Consider the following 17,637-nt stretch of genomic DNA (forward strand, 5'->3'; position numbering starts at 1 on the left):
TAAAATGCAAAATCCAGCTTATTTTGGCGAGTTTGGCGGTATGTTTGTACCCGAGTTACTTGTCCCTGCGCTTAAGCAGTTAGAAAATGAATTTAACAAAGCACAAAAAGATCCTGAGTTTCAGGCAGAGCTAAGTAAATTATTAAACGAGTATGCGGGTCGTCCTACCCCACTTACTTTAACGCGCAATTTAGTTAAAAATCCAAAAGTAAAACTGTACCTAAAGCGTGAAGACTTACTACACGGCGGCGCACATAAAACGAACCAAGTACTTGGTCAGGCGTTACTTACTAAGCGTATGGGTAAAAAACAAGTTATTGCTGAAACAGGTGCCGGTCAACACGGCGTTGCAACAGCGCTAGCGTGTGCCTTACTGGGTTTAAAATGTCGTATTTATATGGGTGCAAAAGACGTTGATCGTCAGCAACCTAACGTATTTAGAATGAAGTTAATGGGCGCAGAGGTTATTCCGGTAACAGCGGGTTCTGGCACATTAAAAGATGCCGTAAACGAAGCACTGCGTGACTGGTCAGCAAACTACCAAGACGCACATTACCTACTAGGTACAGCTGCGGGTCCTCACCCATTCCCAACAATTGTACGCGAGTATCAAAAAATTATTGGTGAAGAAGCCAAGCAACAGGTACTTAAAGCAGAAGGTCGTTTACCTGACGCTGTTATTGCCTGTGTTGGTGGTGGTTCAAACGCGATTGGTATGTTTACTGACTTTATTGACGAGCCAGGCGTTAAATTAATTGGTGTTGAGCCAGCTGGTAAAGGGCTTGATACAAATGAACACGGTGCAACAATTTGTAAAGGCACTAAAGGCATATTGCACGGTACTTATACGTACATTATGCAAAATGACGATGGCCAAATTGAAGAGTCTTACTCTGTATCAGCGGGTCTTGATTACCCAGCTGTTGGTCCTCAACATGCATTTCTACACGAAACTGGTCGCGCTCAATACGTGGGTATTACCGATACAGAAGCGCTTGATGCGTTTCAGTCGCTTGCTAAAAATGAAGGTATTATTCCGGCACTTGAATCAAGCCATGCGCTAGCTTATGCGCTTAAGTACGCAGAGGAGCTAACCGAGGAGAGTGTTATAGTGATTAATTTGAGTGGTCGTGGCGATAAAGATTTAGCACACGTTCACAATGTACTAACTGAAAGAGGTCAGCTATGAGCCAAGTAAAAACGGATCGTTACGGCAAAATGTTTGCAGCGCTTAACGAGCAAAAACAAGGTGCGTTTGTACCATTTGTAACGATTGGCGACCCAGGTAAAAAGCAAAGTATTGCGATTATTAAAAGTCTAATTGACGGCGGAGCAGATGCGCTTGAGCTTGGTATCCCGTTTTCGGACCCAATTGCAGATGGTCCAGTAATTCAAAAAGCTAATATTCGCGCACTCGATGTGCACATTAACACACAAGATTGCTTTGATATTATTAAAGAAATACGTGAGTATAATGCTGATATTCCAATTGGCTTATTATTGTATTCAAACCTTGTGTTTAAACGCGGTATAGAAGCATTTTATAAAGATGCAAAAGCAGTAGGCGTAGACTCAATTTTAGTGGCTGACGTGCCTCTGCATGAATCTAAAATGTTTAGAAAGTCAGCAATGGATAACGGTGTAGACCCAATTTTTATTGCAACACCAAATGCGGATGACGACACACTTCGCCAGTGCGCCTCTTACGGTCGTGGTTACACGTATTTACTATCGCGCGCAGGTGTTACCGGTACCGATACTAAGGCACAAATGCCTGCTGGTAATATTGTCACTAAATTAAAAGAATACCATGCAGCGCCTGCTCTTTTAGGGTTTGGCATTTCAACGCCAGATGATGTTAAAGCGGCTCTTAATGCAGGAGCAGCCGGTGCTATTTCAGGCTCTGCCGTGGTTAAAATTATTGAAGCTAACCTTAATGATTTACCAACAATGACCGCGCAACTAAAAGTATTTGTAGCTGATATGAAAGCAGCGACATCGCTATAAGTTAACTAGGGCGTGTTTTATACGCATTAAAAAAGGGCATTTAAAATGCCCTTTTTTGTTTTTTAAAAATCAAACGCTATAGCAATATCCAAACGTTTTAAAAAAATTAGTGAGCTTGGTGTTTACCCTCTAAAATCTCTTCAATAAATTTAGCATTAAATGCTTCTAAATCGGCTGGGCTACGGCTTGTTACTAGGCCTTTATCTACACATACTTCTTGGTCAACCCAATTGGCACCTGCATTAATTAAATCGCTTTTAATACTTGGAAAAGAGGTAATGGTACGGTCACGCAGTTTATTAATTTCAGCTAACAGCCACGGCGCATGGCAAATAGCAGCAACGGGTTTGTTTTTTTCTGCGCCAAAAAAGCCATCAATAAAGGCTTTAGCATCTTTATCTTGGCGTAAACTGTCTGGGTTAAATAAACCACCAGGAAGCATAAGCGCGTCGTAATCAGCAGGGTCTGCGTTTGTAACTAGTTTATCTACTGTTACTTTATCGCCCCACTTATCTTCATCCCAGCCCGTAATTTGGCCTTCTTTAATTGATACTATTTCGATGTTTGCACCGGCATCAAGTAATGCGCTGCGTGGAGATAAAAGCTCACTTTGCTCAAACCCATCAGTGGCTAAAATTGCAATTTTTTTGCCTTGTAAACGCGTGCTTGTTTGTAATGTACTCATTGAGATCTCCTTATTTGATACCAACCTGCATAAATCTTTGAGCAATTTAACGAATTAAATCGCACTATAACGTCGTTAAAAACCTTTCATTTAGAACAACTAAATACGAAAAATTTTTGCCTAGTTCTAGCGTAATTTTCTTAACGTTCAATAGACCCCATATATAAGCGGACTGGTATTATTTAAAAATATGTTCGAAACACACAGTTAAACAGCATAATGCATGCCGATGGCAAGCAATTGAAAATAAAGGATTTAATGTAAGTGGGATTTATAATACCATGTAAATCATTTAGAGATTATGAATAATCTACATAGGTGCGAATTTATTTCCAGCTCATATAATTTAAAGCCACCAAACGCGAGGTGTAAAACCTCACCTACAACATATACCCGTAGGTGCGAATTTACTTCGCGCTCATGTAACTTATCTATCAATACGGGGTTTAAAACCTTAAATAGAATTAAAGTAGATCTTTTAACGCTTTAGCAGGCTTAAAAACCGCTTTATTAGCGCCTTCTATTTCAATTGCAGCACCTGTTTGCGGGTTACGTCCAGTACGCGCTGGGTAATAACTTAGTGCAAACGTACCAAAGCCATTTATTTGAACCTGATCACCCTCAGAAAGCGATTTAGTAATTACTTTTTGCAAGCTTGAAAGCGCCGCTTGAGAATCTTTTTTTGTTAATTCACTTTTGTGTGCAATGGCAGCAACGAGTTCTGCTTTATTCATTTTAGGCTCCTAAATACACGCCAAATCAGTGTTGGTTAAGCGTGGGAATATGATGATATAAAAAATACCAAACCAAATTGGCAATAAAGCCACGCAGGCTAAGGGTTACAGGGCAACAAGTCAACCTTGTAGTTGTTAAGCTTTATGTGGTAAAAAGCCTTTGACTCTTTTTTGTATAATTTAGGTAAGCTATGCACGCATTAATTGAATACATCCCACTCATACTGTTTTTTGCAGTTTTTAAGCTAGTCGATATTTACTGGGCTACCGGTTTATTAATGGCAACTACACTCATTCAAGTTGCTTATAGCTACTTTAAACATGGCTCTGTGCCAACTCGTCAGTGGATATTTTTTGGCATTGCTGCCGTGTTTGGTACGTTAACGCTGGTACTTCATGATGAGCAATACATAAAATGGAAAGCAACACTCATATACGCAGGTTTAAGCTTAACGTTACTTGTTAGCCGTTATGTACTTAAGAAAAATCTCGTTAAAAAAGCGCTTAGCTCAATCCTCGAAAATGCTAATGATACAAAACAAGCCATTGTAGTCCCAGAACCATTATGGGATAAGCTTAACCTAATGTGGGTTGCTATAACTGCTGGCATCGCAGCACTAAACATTTATATTGCATATAATTTCTCGCTCGACTTTTGGGTTAATTTTAAAGTGTTTGGTTTAATGGGTATTACCTTTGTGAGTATTTTTGCCACTATTATTGCCTTGTACAAATACCTCCCTAGTGAAGAAGAACCTGCAAAATAATTTTATAGATCACTTTGTAGATTACTAATCTCGTCATAAAAATGTCGTCTTAGCTTGATAGCTTATTAAAAAAACAAGTTGAGACGACCTTGAACGCCAATCAATATCGCTGGTTTGAATTTACCCTCATTTTTGTGTTACTACCCTTATTGGGTTTTGTATTACGCGAGTATTTAGCTAACTGGCTTATTCCTGCGCTTATTATTTTAATGAGCGTGTGTTGTATGTTGCTACTGGGCGATCCCCACTTTAAACGTTTTAGGCTTACAAGCCTTGGGCAATTTTCTGCTGTTAAAAAACGTGTGTTTAGCTTCTTTTTTTTAGGTGCACTGTTCTCAGGTATGTTTTACGGGATTATTCATCAGGGCAACTGGTTTACCCTTCCCCGCAACTCGTTTAATGATTGGCTTTTACTGTTGCTACTCTACCCAATACTGTCGGTTATTCCTCAAGAGTTAATATTCAGAACGTATTTTTTTCATCGTTATAAACGCATCATGCCCAAAAAAGCAGTGCGTATTGTAGTTAGTGCGAGTGTATTTGCGTTGGCGCATATTGTGTATGCAAATTGGATTGCAGTAGCCTTAGCCTTTTTAGGTGGCTTACTGTTTGCTTATACCTATGCACAAAGCCGCTCAACCGTCGTATGTGTTATTGAGCATAGTTTATGGGGGATATGGATGTTTACACTCGGGATCGGCAGCTACCTTGATTCAGGCGCATTTAACTAATATAACAAGCATTAAAAAATCCGATACTAGAAAACTAATATCGGATTTTGAATATTTCTAAAACTACTTAACTAATGGTTAAAATAACGATTCAAACTCACCATTTGGAAATAAAACACCAGGAATACCACGTACTGCAGTAACATCAGCTAGTTTAGTATCACCAAAATATAAACCGCCACTGTAATTACGGCCCTTTTGCTTTACATCTAACCAACGTCCATTTTCGCCTTTCGCTATTAGATTAATGTTGCCACTAACATCACGAATACGTAAATCTAGCGCACGGTTTTTTATACTAACAAATATATCTGTAGAGGTAAGTTCTGATAAGTTTTCAACATCGCCCACGTAAGCAAACTTAAAATCGCTTGCACCACTCAACGGAAAATCTAATTCAAAAGTAAATGCTAAATCGTCATTATCTTCACCAATAAAAGGCGAAGCCTCTACTGCTGTAATATGAAATGCAGTGCTCTGAATGTCACTTACGTAATCGCCATTAAAATCAAAAGTAGATAACGTCGTAGACTCTTCACCTAATGAATTAACAAAACGATTTAAGTTTAGTGACAAGTCACCTTCAAGTTTACCAGCTGCTTTATTGATAATTACATTGGTCGTTACCTGTGTAATACCTGTATCGGCTTCTGGGTTTAATTCACTTTGTGCATCTATGCCGTCAAATTGAATCAGTAGTTCACTTACATCTACACTTAAAACCGTAGCACCATTTGTGACTGTTGCGCTCATTACACCTTCAATTTTATTACCTAATACACCACTTACTCTAAATGTTGGAATTGATAAATCAATTGTTATAGGTAAATCATCATATGTGCCAGTTATAGCCCAAGTATAAGGTGATTGGCTGTAATCAATATCTAAGTCACGAAGTTTATATTGTCCTGATGGTGTAGAGCCATCAGCTAGTGGTGAATAATTTGTAATAACTTCGTTTAAAGCATTAGTAAGTGCATCAAGTGTTCTTTGTGTGTCTTCATCAAACGCACTTTCAAGCTCAGCGAATTTTGCGTCTAATTCATCTGAATAGCTTTTTTCTTGAAGTCTTGCTGCACCTATAATATTTCGTGTATCAACAAGTAACTCTCTTGAATCTAAGCTTTGAACTTCTGTTGAGCGAGCCTGCCAATTTGTAAATGTAGTTACACTTGCAATCGTTTGCTTAACTTGACCAGCTACATTTTGCAGTAAAGCATTACCTTGGTCGCTAAATAAGTTATCTGTAACATACTGCGCTGCTAAATCGCTATAATCTTGCCATGCTTGCTGGTCAGTCTCTAAGTTAGTAAATGCATTAAAAGCACTTTCAACACTAAACGAACTATCAGCAACACCAGCTAAAATTGCCGCGTAAGTAAATGCATTAGTAACCATTTCTGCTTCAACACTTGCATTTAAATTGCTGTGCGTTAAATGATAAAAAGGCGTGGCTGATAAACTAGCTTGCGTAGCACTAAAGCCTTCATCTGTAATTGCTTTACTCAATGGCGATAAATAAACCGTATTTACACCTGGTGCACTAAATGCATCTGCTTTGTAATTAAGAGTAACGGCTGTCAATTCTTGGTAGTCTATTAAACGGTTTGCGTTTAAGTCATTTACATCACCACGAACTGTTCTGCCACAACCTGTAAAGCGAGGACAAGGTAGAGCAGTATCACTCGGTATAAACTCAAAACTATTAAAAGTAAGTGGAGTTACACTTACACTCGCAGTATTGATGTTTTCGACTTCAATTGATTCTTGCACCACCCCGTCGCTATCTAAAACATTAAGCGTGCCCTGTGGTGATTGCCAATTAGATACATAAAAACTCACAGAAGAAGATGTAGCAATCTCACTCACTGCAACAGATTCTGAACTGTCACTGTCTGATGAAGAACCACAACCTACCAATGCAATAGCTACCCCTAAGGGTATAATTTGTTTTAACATCTTCATTCCTTAAAACTTAATGTTCACGTACCAATTCACATTAGCATAATAGGCTTTATCTAAATCTAGGCTATCAGTTTGTAAATTAAGACCAAAATACTCGTTTTCTATACCAACTAAAAATGCTTCACTTTTTGTCTCATAGCCTGCCTGTACTTTCCAATGATCCCAAAAGTGTATACGGCCTTTTAATTGGCTGAACGTGTCTTTGTCGTAACGTTTTAAAGTTAACTGAGTCGAAAATCGGTCGTTTATTCTGTAATCGGCAAATGCTTGTAGTCGCATTTCCATTTCTAAATCATGAGATACCGTATTTCCAAATGCAGATGTTTTTAATGAAACTGTTGGCTGAGTAATAATATCGCCGTTGTCATCTTCGCTAAATGGAATTTCAGTAGTTTGACCTTTTACAGAGCCGCTGTCTTCGTACTCTGTTTTATAGAGTAAATCTTTTACGCTAAAACCAACTTGAAGCTCATCATTTACTTGCCAATCAGCAAAAATATCTAGGCTATAGCCAAGCCCTTCAGGTTTTTGTGAAGGTGAAAACTTTTTAAATAATATGTCTTTTGAAAAGTTGTAATCGACAGTTACAGCGCCTTCAACTTCATCACTATAAATTTCACCATTTACAGTGGCATCTTGATAGTGCGAGCTGGCAAAAACAGAAAGTTTAGGTGTTATTGTTAATGCATTTTTATCTAAAAATTTAAAATCATAAGATACAAATACACCGTTAGACGTTGCTTGTTTAGCATCAAGGTAATATGTATAAAATCTATCTTCAAACTCTAGATCATTTTTTTCGGTATGAGTATATTTGGCTGTATCAGGATCAAAGTTAAGAACATAGTCGTAACGACTTTGTAAACCTACCTTAAAATTACCGTAGCCAACACCTACTTCAAATATATTATAGGTGAATGCACTGTCACCCGATTTTAATGGAGCATCAAAATCATCTACAAAGGCTTGTACTGGTTGTGCTTCTGTATAAATTTCTGCGTCAAAGTGGGTAAAAATTTGAAATTGGTTATCTGCGGAAGCAAGAGGAGAAATAAAAGCTGTTGAAAATCCTAACAAGAGAATTTTTTTTTTCATAATTTAATCGCTTTCTATAAAAAAAGGGAAAAGCGCTGCTTTCCCCTTTTATAGTTTAAATATTACTTAGATGAATCAATTAAATCAACATCAGTGTAATCAACTACGTCACCATCAATGTAAGTAATTGAAAGACCGTTTGTTGTTTTAGCTGCAGTACCAAAAGACATCATCATCTCATTGTACATAGCCATAACGTCACCAGTGTAACCTGCACTTTCATTACCAGTAATAGACAACGTGTAACCCATTGCATTATTTACTGTAATAGTTAAAGCACTTGCTTCTTCCATGTCGCTGTCAAGGTATGTAGTCATTACTTTAAAGTCTACATCACCAGAAACACCCTCTAATGTAATAGAGCCTGAATCTGTTGCATCATCAGCTGTAATACTTAACATACCAGTGAAGCCAGAATCACCATCCATGATTTCAACATGGTTAGCCGTTTCAGTCATTATGATTTCTGCATCATCTACATTGTCAGCAGTTACTGCGCCATCAAAAGTAAATACTAAACATGAATCGATTTGAGTAGCATCAATTGTACCGGCTGCAAAATCAACACAATCTGTAAGTGCTTGTGTTTGTGTAGCAGCAGTAACAAGCTCAACAGATACGTCATTCTCACCTTTTAATGTAGCGCCCCAAGCAACAACAAGCTTGTCGCCTTCATAAGAAGCCGCTGCATTAATCATCTCACCTGTAGTAGCATTGCTAAGCATTAGCGTAAGATCATCTAAGCTGTAAGTATAATCCCAATCTGCATTGCGAGTTGATGTGCCTGTACCTGAGTTATTACCCATTTCAGCTAATTCATCAATTACGTCTGCAAGAATGTCTGCTGCATCAGCAACTGCATCAGCACCAGTGCCTGTAAGCACAGTCATAGTCGATAATGACTCTGATGTAGCTTTAACAGAAGTTAGTACTTCAAGTTTTGCAACTGCAGTTTCAGCAGCAAGCTGTAGATTATAAGCTGTTACAAATTGCTCGCTAGCTAGTTCACCTTGAGCTACAGCAGCTGTTTGCATAGCTGTAAGCGCATCAATCATTGCTTGTGCGCCTTCGCCTTCAAGTTCTAGGTAGGCATTAGCAGCAACAAGTGCTTGCTCAATAGCAATTTCAAGTGCATCAACAGCAGCAGCAAAATCAGACGCAGCAGTAACGGCAGTCATTGCAAGCTCAAGAGCTTCTGTTGCGTTTGCAGCTGTATCTACCATTGCATTTTCTGCGTTAGCAAGTGCGCTAGTAGAAGCCGCTTCAGCTGTGTCTGCTACTGATTTTTTCTCATCAGCAACGTCTGCAGTGTCTTCAGCAACTAGTTTTGCAGCAGCAAGAGCCACATCAAACTCTGTAATCGCTGCTTCAGCTTCAGCTACTAGTGCAGCTAGTGCCGCGTCGTATGCAGCGGTGTCAGTTACAGCAACAGATGCATCTGTTTGCAACGATGTTGCAGAATCAAGAACTTGTTGGTAATCAGAGCTTTGAGTAACTAACGCTTTTGCAGCAGTTACATAGCCTTGTGATTTAACAAAAATAGAGTCTGCTTTAGCTGTTAAATCAGCCGTAGTAGCTTCATTTTTCAGTAATGTAACAGCGCTTACAAATGCAGCTGCGTTATCAGCTGTAAGAGCATCGCCACCCATTGCTTGAACATCTGCAAGTGAGCTTTGAGCTGTTTCAATGCTCATTTCTAATGCAGTAAGTGCAGTTTGAGAAGCAGTAACTTCTACTGTTAAAGCAGCTGCTAGAGCTGTATAAAAATCATCTCCAACTGTACATTCTGCACCAGTACAACCAATTACTTCTAGTGCTTTTTTAACTTTTACTGCAGCGGCTGCAAGGCTCGCATCAGTTGCTGCACCATTTTTAACAGCTTTATCTTTAGCAGCTTTTGCTTTTTTAGCAACATCAGCTGAGTTAGCAGCAAATGCAACTATCTCACCAGCAGTAGGAGCTGGGATTTTTGCTGCGAAAGCGGCTTCTAATGCAGTTTTAATGTCATCTTCAGTACCAGTAGCAATGGCAACAAAAACATTTGCAGTATTTGTAATAGCTGTTTGTAACATTGTCGCTATTGCTGCAATGCTAGCATCAGCATTACCTTTAAACTGGCCTGATTTAATACCAGCTTTAATGCTGCTCATTACATCACCAATTGAAGGTAAACCTTGAATTGAAGATGAAAGCTGTGCAATTGCTAAAATACCGTCAGTAAGTTCTTCTTCGCCATCAACATCACTTAAATCTACAGCGCCGCCGTTAGATAAATCACCAATAATAGCTGAAAGTAAAAGTGCAGCGTCTTGACCCATTACTTGTACAACAGTATCTAAGCTTGCTTTAGCAATTGCGTCTTCATCTACACTTGAACCTGAGTCAAGAAGAAGAGCCGCCACTAACGATGTTAAGAAAGTAACATTAGCTTTATAAGAAGCTTCTACATTAGCATCGCCTGCAGAACCACTTACTCCAGATGTATCTGCTTCAACAGCTGGAACAAATTTAACAACTGAAAGCTCTAGGTCAGTTTTGTACCATTCGCCAAACTCAATCGCAGTATCGCCATCATTTACGTCATCTTCTTCTGGCGCTACATCGTAATCGCCACAACCTACGTAAGCATCACAACGTAAAAAGCTATCATCGCCTTCTGCAGACGTTTTAACAGTAATGTAAACTGGTCCAGTAAAGTCATCATCTAAGTAGATGCTGTAACGGCCGCTTTCATCAGTTAATACTTCAGGGTTAGCAGCAATTTTACTTGCTTCTACTGCAGCATCAGCAGCACTTTGTGATAGTGCTTCTTCAGAAAAAGACTCTGCTTCTGCTGAAGCAGCTGAGCGAAACGCAACAGGAACGCTTTGACCAGATGCATCTAAAGTCATTACAGTTACTACTGCACTTTTCATTGAACCTTTAACTGCTTTACCAGTAACTTCAATGTTGAACTGTGCATCACCTGTTGCAGTAAAAGATTCTACAGGTGTAACAGGAATGTTTCTGTCATTGTCCGAACCACATGCTGTTAAGCCTAATGTAAGTGCAACTGAAGCTGCAATAGGTGTAAATTTGATCGTACGCTTTACCATTTATTTCTCCTTGATAGCCTGGAATGAGTATCAGAAATTAGTTTAGTTGATAGTGGCTTGTGTAAGCTTTTATGTTTAAAAAGCATTAAAAAAGTACACAATCATAACCTTTGTTACCAGAACATTAAAAATACCATTAAGCTATATAGTTATGCTACATATTTATACGTTTTATAGAAGTATTTATCTTTATTCTATGAGCTACTTCTTTATCAGCATCTCTATTATTCAATAACCTATAGACACTCATAAAGAACCAGCACATATTGATACAATATATTCACTTTATTAAATGAATATTACATACAATCTAGTTTGTTAATTATATTCTTCAAGTAAATGCGATGGATGAGAGCTAAAAAAGAGGATAATTCGAAAAATTAATGAAAAAGGATTGTTTATAACGAATGTTAGTAGGTTTTACTTTAGCTAAGCAAACGTTTATAAAACTTGTTTACTTACCTAAAGTAAATGTTTAGTAATTACTGAGGGACTCTTACAACCCCTTCCATTAATACCCGTGCACTTCGGCTCATACTTGCTTTGGTAACTAGCCAGTTGCCAGCATTATTTTTAGCCTCAGCACCTACTTTTAGCGTGCCCGACGGATGACCAAAGTTAACTTCACTCAATGCGCCTCCACCAGCGGCTATATTTACGAGTGTGCCTTCGATTGCTGCAGCCGTGCCAATAGCAACAGCAGCTGTGCCCATCATGGCATGGTGCAGTTTACCCATCGACATAGCGCGTACTAATAAGTTAATGTTTGTAGCTTCAATAAGCTTTCCGCTAGACGCTTTGTAATCTAAAGGCGATGCAACAAACGCAACCTTTGGCGTATGTTGGCGAGCTTGCGCTTCACTAATGTTAGTAATTAAACCCATTTTAACAGCGCCATAAGCACGAATGGTTTCAAGCTTTTTAAGCGCTGCAACATCGTTATTTATATCGTCTTGCAGCTCTGTGCCGGTATAACCAATATCAGTGGCGTTAATAAATATGGTAGGAATACCTGCATTTATCATTGTTGCTTTTAAAGTACCAACACCTGGAACCTCTAAGTCATCAACTACGTTACCTGTTGGAAATAACGCGCCATCGCCATCAGCAGGGTCAATAAATTCAAGTTTTACTTCAGCTGCTGCAAATGTAACGCCATCGAGCTCAAAGTCGCCGGTTTCTTGAACTTCGCCATTTGTCATAGGGACATGCACTAATATGCTTTTTTTAATATTAGCCTGCCACACACGCACGATAGCAACACCGTTATTAGGTACTCTGCTTTTATCGACCAAACCATTACTAATGGCAAAAGCACCCACTGCTGACGTTAAGTTGCCGCAGTTACCGCTCCAATCTACAAAAGGTTTATCTATCGCCACTTGACCAAACAAGTAATCAACATCGTGGTCAGTTTGCTCACTTTTACTTAAGATTACGGTTTTACTGGTACTTGATGTAGCACCGCCCATGCCATCCGTTTGCTTAGCATACGGATCGGGGCTGCCAATAACGCGCAGTAATAAATTATCGCGCGCCTCGCCTGCTACTTGAGCAGGCTTTGGCAAGTCAGTTAAATTAAAAAACACACCTTTACTGGTGCCGCCACGCATATAGGTTGCAGGCACTTTAATTTGCGGTTTAAACATAATGCTTGCCCTTATGCAGATTGTGCTGCTTCTAAAAAGTCTTGTGCAAAGCGTTGTAACACACCACCAGCCGCGTAAATAGAAAGCTCTTCTTGGGTATCGATACGGCACTTCATAGGCACAGTGAGTACTTCACCGTCTTTACGAGTAATACTTAAATTAACGGTGGCACCTGGTTTTAAATCGCCTGCTACATCGTACGTTTCACAGCCATCCAGCTTTAGAGTTTTACGCGTTGTGCCTGCTTTAAACTCAAGCGGTAAAACACCCATACCAATTAGGTTAGTACGGTGAATACGCTCAAAACCTTCAGCTGCTATTACTTCAACGCCTGCAAGTCTTACGCCTTTTGCTGCCCAATCGCGCGACGAACCTTGCCCGTAATCGGCACCAGCTACAATAATAAGCGGTTGTTTACGCTCCATGTAGGCTTCGATTGCTTCCCACATACGGGTATTAGTGCCTTGTGGCTCTAACCGTGCGTAAGAGCCTTGCTTAACTTCGCCGTTTTCGTCCAGTACCATTTCGTTTAGTAGTTTTGGGTTTGCAAATGTTGCGCGCTGCGCTGTTAAATGATCGCCCCGGTGCGTTGCATACGAGTTGTAGTCTTCCTCTGGCACGTTCATTTTGGTCAGGTATTCACCAGCAGCACTACTTGCCATAATTGCGTTTGATGGCGATAAATGATCGGTTGTAATGTTATCGCCAAGAACTGCAAGCGCACGCATACCGGTCATTGTGCGCTCACCCGCAAGTGCACCTTCCCAATAAGGAGGGCGACGAATGTACGTACTTTCTGGGCGCCAGTCGTAAAGTGGATCGTTATCTTCACCGTAATCTACGGTTAAATTAAACATCGGCTCGTATACTTTTCTAAACTGCTCTGGCTTAACGCTTTGCTTAATTACTGCATCAATCTCTTCGTCTGACGGCCATAAATCTTTAAGCGTAATATCGTTGCCTTGTTGATCTTGCCCTAGTATTCCTTTTTCAATATCAAAGCGAATAGTGCCTGCAATGGCGTACGCAACAACTAAAGGAGGTGACGCTAAAAATGCTTGCTTAGCGTAAGGGTGGATGCGCCCGTCAAAGTTACGATTGCCCGAAAGCACCGCTGTAGTGTATAAATCGCGATCGATTACTTCTTTTTGAATAATAGGGTCAAGCGCCCCGCTCATACCGTTACAAGTTGTACACGCAAAACCCACAATACCAAAGCCCAGTTGCTCAAGCTCTGTTAGTAGATTTGCATCTTCAAGGTATGATTGCACCGCTTTTGAACCCGGTGCTAATGAGGTTTTAACCCAAGGTTTGCGCATTAACCCCTTGGCATTTGCGTTACGGGCAAGGAGTGCTGCAGCAATTACATTGCGCGGATTACTCGTATTAGTACAGCTAGTAATAGCAGCAATAATACACGCGCCATCGGGCATTAAGCCTTCTTCGTTTTCTACAACGCCCGAAATCCCTTCTTTAGCTAAATCGCTTGTTGATACACGGCGGTGCGGATTAGACGGACCCGCAATATTGCGTCCCACGCTTGATAAATCAAACGTAAGCACACGGTCGTATTTAGCTGTTTTTAAGCTATCGCTCCAAAGGCCTGCTGTTTTTGCGTAGTTTTCTACAAGGGCTATTTGTTCTTCTTCGCGGCCAGTTAAACGCAAGTAATCTATTGTTTTATCATCGATATAAAACATAGCTGCAGTTGCGCCAAATTCAGGCGTCATGTTCGAAATGGTTGCTCTGTCACCAAGAGTAAGCGCATCAGCACCTTCACCGTAAAACTCTAAATAAGTAGATACAACACGTTGCTCACGTAAAAATTCAGTAATGGCGAGCACAATATCGGTTGCGGTAATACCAGGTTGGCGTTTGCCTGTTAGCTCAACACCGACAATATCGGGTAAGCGAATATAAGAAGCACGGCCAAGCATTACACTTTCAGCTTCAAGCCCACCTACGCCCACGGCAATAACGCCCAGTGCATCAACATGTGGTGTGTGGCTATCGGTACCAACTAAAGTATCTGGAAATGCAATGCCATCTCGATTTTGAATAACCGGCGACATTTTTTCAAGATTAATTTGATGCATAATGCCGTTACCCGGTGGAATAACATCAATATTTTTAAAGGCAGTTTTAGTCCAGTTTATAAAGTGAAAACGGTCGTCATTTCGTCTGTCTTCAATGGCGCGGTTTTTTTCAAATGCATCAGGATCAAAACCAGCATGCTCTACCGCTAGTGAATGATCCACTATTAACTGCGTGGGTACCACAGGATTCACTTTTGCCGGATCGCCGCCTTTGGCTGCAATTGCATCACGCAAACCTGCTAAATCAACAAGTGCCGTTTGGCCTAAAATATCGTGGCATACTACGCGCGCCGGATACCACGGGAAGTCTAAATCTTGCTTTCGCTCAATTAGCTGATTAAGTGCATCGGTTAACATGGCAGGGTCGCATCGGCGTACTAGGTTTTCGGCAAATACACGTGATGAATAAGGTAGTGTGGCGTATGCACCTGGCTTAATTGCATCTACGGCTTCTTGCGTATCGTAATAGTCGACATTTGAGCCCGGCAGAGGTTTACGGTATTGGGTATTATTAATTATGGTCATGGTAAGGGTTCGCTAATTTGGTGACGGATGTAGTACCAATTTTATGGAGAGTGCAATTGGTATTTTTCAAGAAAGGCTTTAGGTTTGTAGTTGTTTTTATTATATAAAGCATTAAAGCCGTAAAAGGTGAGCCACTGGCTCACCTTAGTTAAAAATAATTAACTTCTTGATTCGATTGGTGTGTAACTACGTGCATCAGGCCCTGTGTAATCGGCACTTGGGCGAATAATACGGTTGTTAGCGCGTTGCTCTTTTACATGCGCAGTCCAACCCGTAACACGGCTCATTACAAATATTGGCGTAAATAACTTAGTCGGAATATCCATAAAGTGATAAGCAGACGCATGGAAAAAATCGGCATTACAAAACAGTTTTTTCTCGCGCCACATAATCTCCTCACAACGAACAGACACTGGGTAAAGCACGGTATCGCCTACCTCTGCCGCTAGTTTTTCAGACCATTTTTTAATAATTACATTGCGTGGATCAGATTCGCGATAAATAGCATGACCAAAGCCCATAATTTTATCTTTACGTTCAAGCATGCCCATTACTTCTTGCTCAGCATGCTCAGCACTTGTAAAACCTTGAATCATATCCATAGCTGCTTCGTTAGCACCACCATGTAATGGCCCACGTAGCGTACCAATCGCACCTGTTACACAAGAGTGAATATCAGAAAGCGTTGATGCACACACACGACCCGCAAATGTAGAAGCATTAAACTCATGCTCTGCGTATAAAATTAGTGATACGTTCATCACTTGTGCAAATAAATCACTAGGTGCTTTGTCATGTAACAGTGTTAAAAAATGTGCGCCAACTGAGTCGTCATCAGTTTGTGTTTCAATGCGTACGCCATCATGTGTAAAGCGGTACCAGTAACAAATAATACTTGGGAGCACAGCAACCATACGGTCGATTGCATCATTGGCTTGGTTAAAATCAAGCTCCATTTCAAGGTTACCCAACATTGAGCAGCCCGTGCGCATTACATCCATTGGATGCGCGTCTTTAGGAATATTTTCAAGCACGGTTTTAAGTGCATCTGGTAAGCCGCGTAAGCTTTTAAGTTTAGCTTTATACTCAGCCAGTTCGTTTGTTGTAGGTAACTCACCGCGTGAAAGTAAAAAAGACACTTCTTCAAACTGCGCTTTTTCAGCAAGTTCGCTAATATCGTAACCACAATACGTTAAACCAGAACCACTTTGCCCAACAGTACACAATGCTGTTTGACCAGCCACTTGTCCGCGTAAACCCGCGCCGCCTAATGCTTTATCTACCATGATCTTCTCCTATCTTAAATTTGTGTGTGATTTATTTTAATAATTTTTATTTGTCAGATTTTGATGAAAAAAGGGTGTCGAGTGTGTTCTCGTACGTGTGGTAATCTAAAAAGTCGTAAAGCTCAGAGCGCGTTTGCATATTTTCGATTTGGCTTTGTTGCGAGCCTTCATTTAAAATTGCTGAATACACGTTTAGTGCTGCTTTGTTCATGGCTCTAAATGCACTTAGTGGGTAAAGCACCATTTCAACACCTACATCACTTAGCTGCTCTTTTGTGTAAATAGGTGTTTGGCCAAACTCAGTAATGTTTGCCAAAATTGGAACGTTAATCGCTTTTGCAAATGCTTGGTAATCAGCAAGGTCGTGTACGGCTTCTGCAAAAATAGCGTCTGCACCGGCTTCAACACAGGCAGCTGCACGGTCTATCGCGGCGTTTAAACCTTCTTTTTGAAATGCATCGGTACGGGCCATAATATAAAAATCGCTATCGGTTTTTGCATCAACCGCCGCTTTAATGCGGTCAACCATTTCACCTTGGCTTACAATTTCTTTATTAGGGCGATGACCACAGCGCTTTTGCGCTACTTGGTCTTCTATATGAAAACCCGCCGCACCGGCCTTAGTCATTTCTTTTACTGTGCGTGCAATGTTAAACGCCCCACCCCAACCGGTATCGGCATCAACAAGTAGTGGTAAATCGCTCGCACCTGTAATACGGCGAATATCTTCAAGCACGTTATCAAGGCTCGTCATACCTAAGTCAGGCATACCAAACGAGGCGTTTGCAACACCGGCACCTGAGAGGTAAATAGCTTGGTGACCCATTTTTTCAGCCATCATCGCTGTGTATGCGTTAATAGTACCTACTACTTGTAACGGGCGGTTATTGGCAATAGCGTGTTTAAATTTTAATCCTGCTGACATTACTTTCTCCTCACTTTGAACGGTTGCTACGTGGAGTAACTTATAGTTTTAATCTGTAATTGTGACTTTTTAACTGT

The 17,637-nt window shown here is 40.4% G+C and carries 13 protein-coding genes; 4 read left to right on the forward strand and 9 right to left on the reverse strand.

Annotation, left to right across the window (positions count from 1 at the left end):
• The first annotated feature begins 4 nt into the window (after positions 1–4).
• Together trpB and trpA are read left to right on the forward strand one after the other, a co-directional pair.
• Positions 5–1,189, forward strand: coding sequence for a tryptophan synthase subunit beta (gene trpB / locus I6F66_RS14550; RefSeq protein ID WP_024590412.1), 1,185 nt, complete (start codon positions 5–7; stop codon positions 1,187–1,189).
• The gene (trpA, locus tag I6F66_RS14555) at positions 1,186–2,007 is read left to right on the forward strand and encodes a tryptophan synthase subunit alpha (RefSeq protein ID WP_197139491.1); all 822 of its coding nucleotides are present in this window, start codon (positions 1,186–1,188) and stop codon (positions 2,005–2,007) included. Before trpB ends, trpA begins: the two co-directional genes overlap by 4 nt.
• Before the next feature lie 106 nt (positions 2,008–2,113).
• On the opposite strand, the gene I6F66_RS14560 is transcribed toward trpA, so the two are convergent.
• Positions 2,114–2,692 carry a type 1 glutamine amidotransferase domain-containing protein gene (locus I6F66_RS14560; protein ID WP_007582489.1) on the reverse strand — a complete coding sequence of 193 codons (579 nt, stop codon included), beginning with the start codon at positions 2,690–2,692 and terminating at the stop codon, positions 2,114–2,116.
• Between the two features lie 464 nt (positions 2,693–3,156).
• Positions 3,157–3,426 (reverse strand): HU family DNA-binding protein, encoded by a 270-nt coding sequence (locus I6F66_RS14565; RefSeq protein WP_007375441.1) that lies wholly within the window; start codon positions 3,424–3,426, stop codon positions 3,157–3,159.
• Between the two features lie 191 nt (positions 3,427–3,617).
• Between I6F66_RS14565 and I6F66_RS14570 the strand changes: the two genes are divergently transcribed.
• Positions 3,618–4,193: an inner membrane-spanning protein YciB gene (locus I6F66_RS14570; protein ID WP_165726114.1), complete on the forward strand. Its 576-nt coding sequence runs from the start codon at positions 3,618–3,620 to the stop codon at positions 4,191–4,193.
• 89 nt (positions 4,194–4,282) lie between these two features.
• On the forward strand, positions 4,283–4,924 hold the full coding sequence (locus I6F66_RS14575; protein WP_165727361.1) for a CPBP family intramembrane glutamic endopeptidase: 642 nt from the start codon (positions 4,283–4,285) through the stop codon (positions 4,922–4,924).
• Positions 4,925–5,002: 78 nt separating this feature from the next.
• On the opposite strand, the gene I6F66_RS14580 is transcribed toward I6F66_RS14575, so the two are convergent.
• The 7 genes from I6F66_RS14580 to prpB form a co-directional block, all read right to left on the reverse strand.
• On the reverse strand, positions 5,003–6,883 hold the full coding sequence (locus I6F66_RS14580; protein WP_197179562.1) for a hypothetical protein: 1,881 nt from the start codon (positions 6,881–6,883) through the stop codon (positions 5,003–5,005).
• A 9-nt stretch (positions 6,884–6,892) separates the two neighbouring features.
• Positions 6,893–7,984: a hypothetical protein gene (locus tag I6F66_RS14585; RefSeq protein ID WP_024607186.1), complete on the reverse strand. Its 1,092-nt coding sequence runs from the start codon at positions 7,982–7,984 to the stop codon at positions 6,893–6,895.
• Positions 7,985–8,046: 62 nt separating this feature from the next.
• Positions 8,047–11,079 carry a hypothetical protein gene (locus tag I6F66_RS14590; protein ID WP_197209406.1) on the reverse strand — a complete coding sequence of 1,011 codons (3,033 nt, stop codon included), beginning with the start codon at positions 11,077–11,079 and terminating at the stop codon, positions 8,047–8,049.
• Positions 11,080–11,561: 482 nt separating this feature from the next.
• Positions 11,562–12,728, reverse strand: coding sequence for a 2-methylaconitate cis-trans isomerase PrpF (gene prpF, locus I6F66_RS14595; protein WP_197175520.1), 1,167 nt, complete (start codon positions 12,726–12,728; stop codon positions 11,562–11,564).
• An 11-nt stretch (positions 12,729–12,739) separates the two neighbouring features.
• Positions 12,740–15,349, reverse strand: coding sequence for a Fe/S-dependent 2-methylisocitrate dehydratase AcnD (gene acnD, locus I6F66_RS14600; RefSeq protein WP_197209407.1), 2,610 nt, complete (start codon positions 15,347–15,349; stop codon positions 12,740–12,742).
• A 158-nt stretch (positions 15,350–15,507) separates the two neighbouring features.
• Entirely contained in the window at positions 15,508–16,635 is a 1,128-nt protein-coding gene (prpC, locus tag I6F66_RS14605; protein WP_197209408.1) for a 2-methylcitrate synthase, read from the reverse strand.
• Between the two features lie 46 nt (positions 16,636–16,681).
• Positions 16,682–17,560, reverse strand: a complete 879-nt coding sequence (prpB, locus tag I6F66_RS14610; protein WP_002962361.1) for a methylisocitrate lyase — start codon at positions 17,558–17,560, stop codon at positions 16,682–16,684.
• Between the last annotated feature and the right edge of the window lie 77 nt (positions 17,561–17,637).

The organism is Pseudoalteromonas sp. NZS100_1 (assembly GCF_015864285.1).
Classification (GTDB): domain Bacteria; phylum Pseudomonadota; class Gammaproteobacteria; order Enterobacterales; family Alteromonadaceae; genus Pseudoalteromonas; species Pseudoalteromonas arctica.

What these genes read in the sequence shown, in the direction of transcription:
- prpB (WP_002962361.1), bottom strand. Translation starts at nt 17,560, where the DNA reads ATGTCAGCAGGATTAAAATTTAAACACGCTATTGCCAATAACCGCCCG.
- I6F66_RS14565 (WP_007375441.1), bottom strand. Translation starts at nt 3,426, where the DNA reads ATGAATAAAGCAGAACTCGTTGCTGCCATTGCACACAAAAGTGAATTA.
- I6F66_RS14585 (WP_024607186.1), bottom strand. Translation starts at nt 7,984, where the DNA reads ATGAAAAAAAAAATTCTCTTGTTAGGATTTTCAACAGCTTTTATTTCT.
- prpC (WP_197209408.1), bottom strand. Translation starts at nt 16,635, where the DNA reads ATGGTAGATAAAGCATTAGGCGGCGCGGGTTTACGCGGACAAGTGGCT.
- I6F66_RS14560 (WP_007582489.1), bottom strand. Translation starts at nt 2,692, where the DNA reads ATGAGTACATTACAAACAAGCACGCGTTTACAAGGCAAAAAAATTGCA.
- trpB (WP_024590412.1), top strand. Translation starts at nt 5, where the DNA reads ATGCAAAATCCAGCTTATTTTGGCGAGTTTGGCGGTATGTTTGTACCC.
- trpA (WP_197139491.1), top strand. Translation starts at nt 1,186, where the DNA reads ATGAGCCAAGTAAAAACGGATCGTTACGGCAAAATGTTTGCAGCGCTT.
- I6F66_RS14590 (WP_197209406.1), bottom strand. Translation starts at nt 11,079, where the DNA reads ATGGTAAAGCGTACGATCAAATTTACACCTATTGCAGCTTCAGTTGCA.
- prpF (WP_197175520.1), bottom strand. Translation starts at nt 12,728, where the DNA reads ATGTTTAAACCGCAAATTAAAGTGCCTGCAACCTATATGCGTGGCGGC.
- I6F66_RS14570 (WP_165726114.1), top strand. Translation starts at nt 3,618, where the DNA reads ATGCACGCATTAATTGAATACATCCCACTCATACTGTTTTTTGCAGTT.
- I6F66_RS14580 (WP_197179562.1), bottom strand. Translation starts at nt 6,883, where the DNA reads ATGTTAAAACAAATTATACCCTTAGGGGTAGCTATTGCATTGGTAGGT.
- acnD (WP_197209407.1), bottom strand. Translation starts at nt 15,349, where the DNA reads ATGACCATAATTAATAATACCCAATACCGTAAACCTCTGCCGGGCTCA.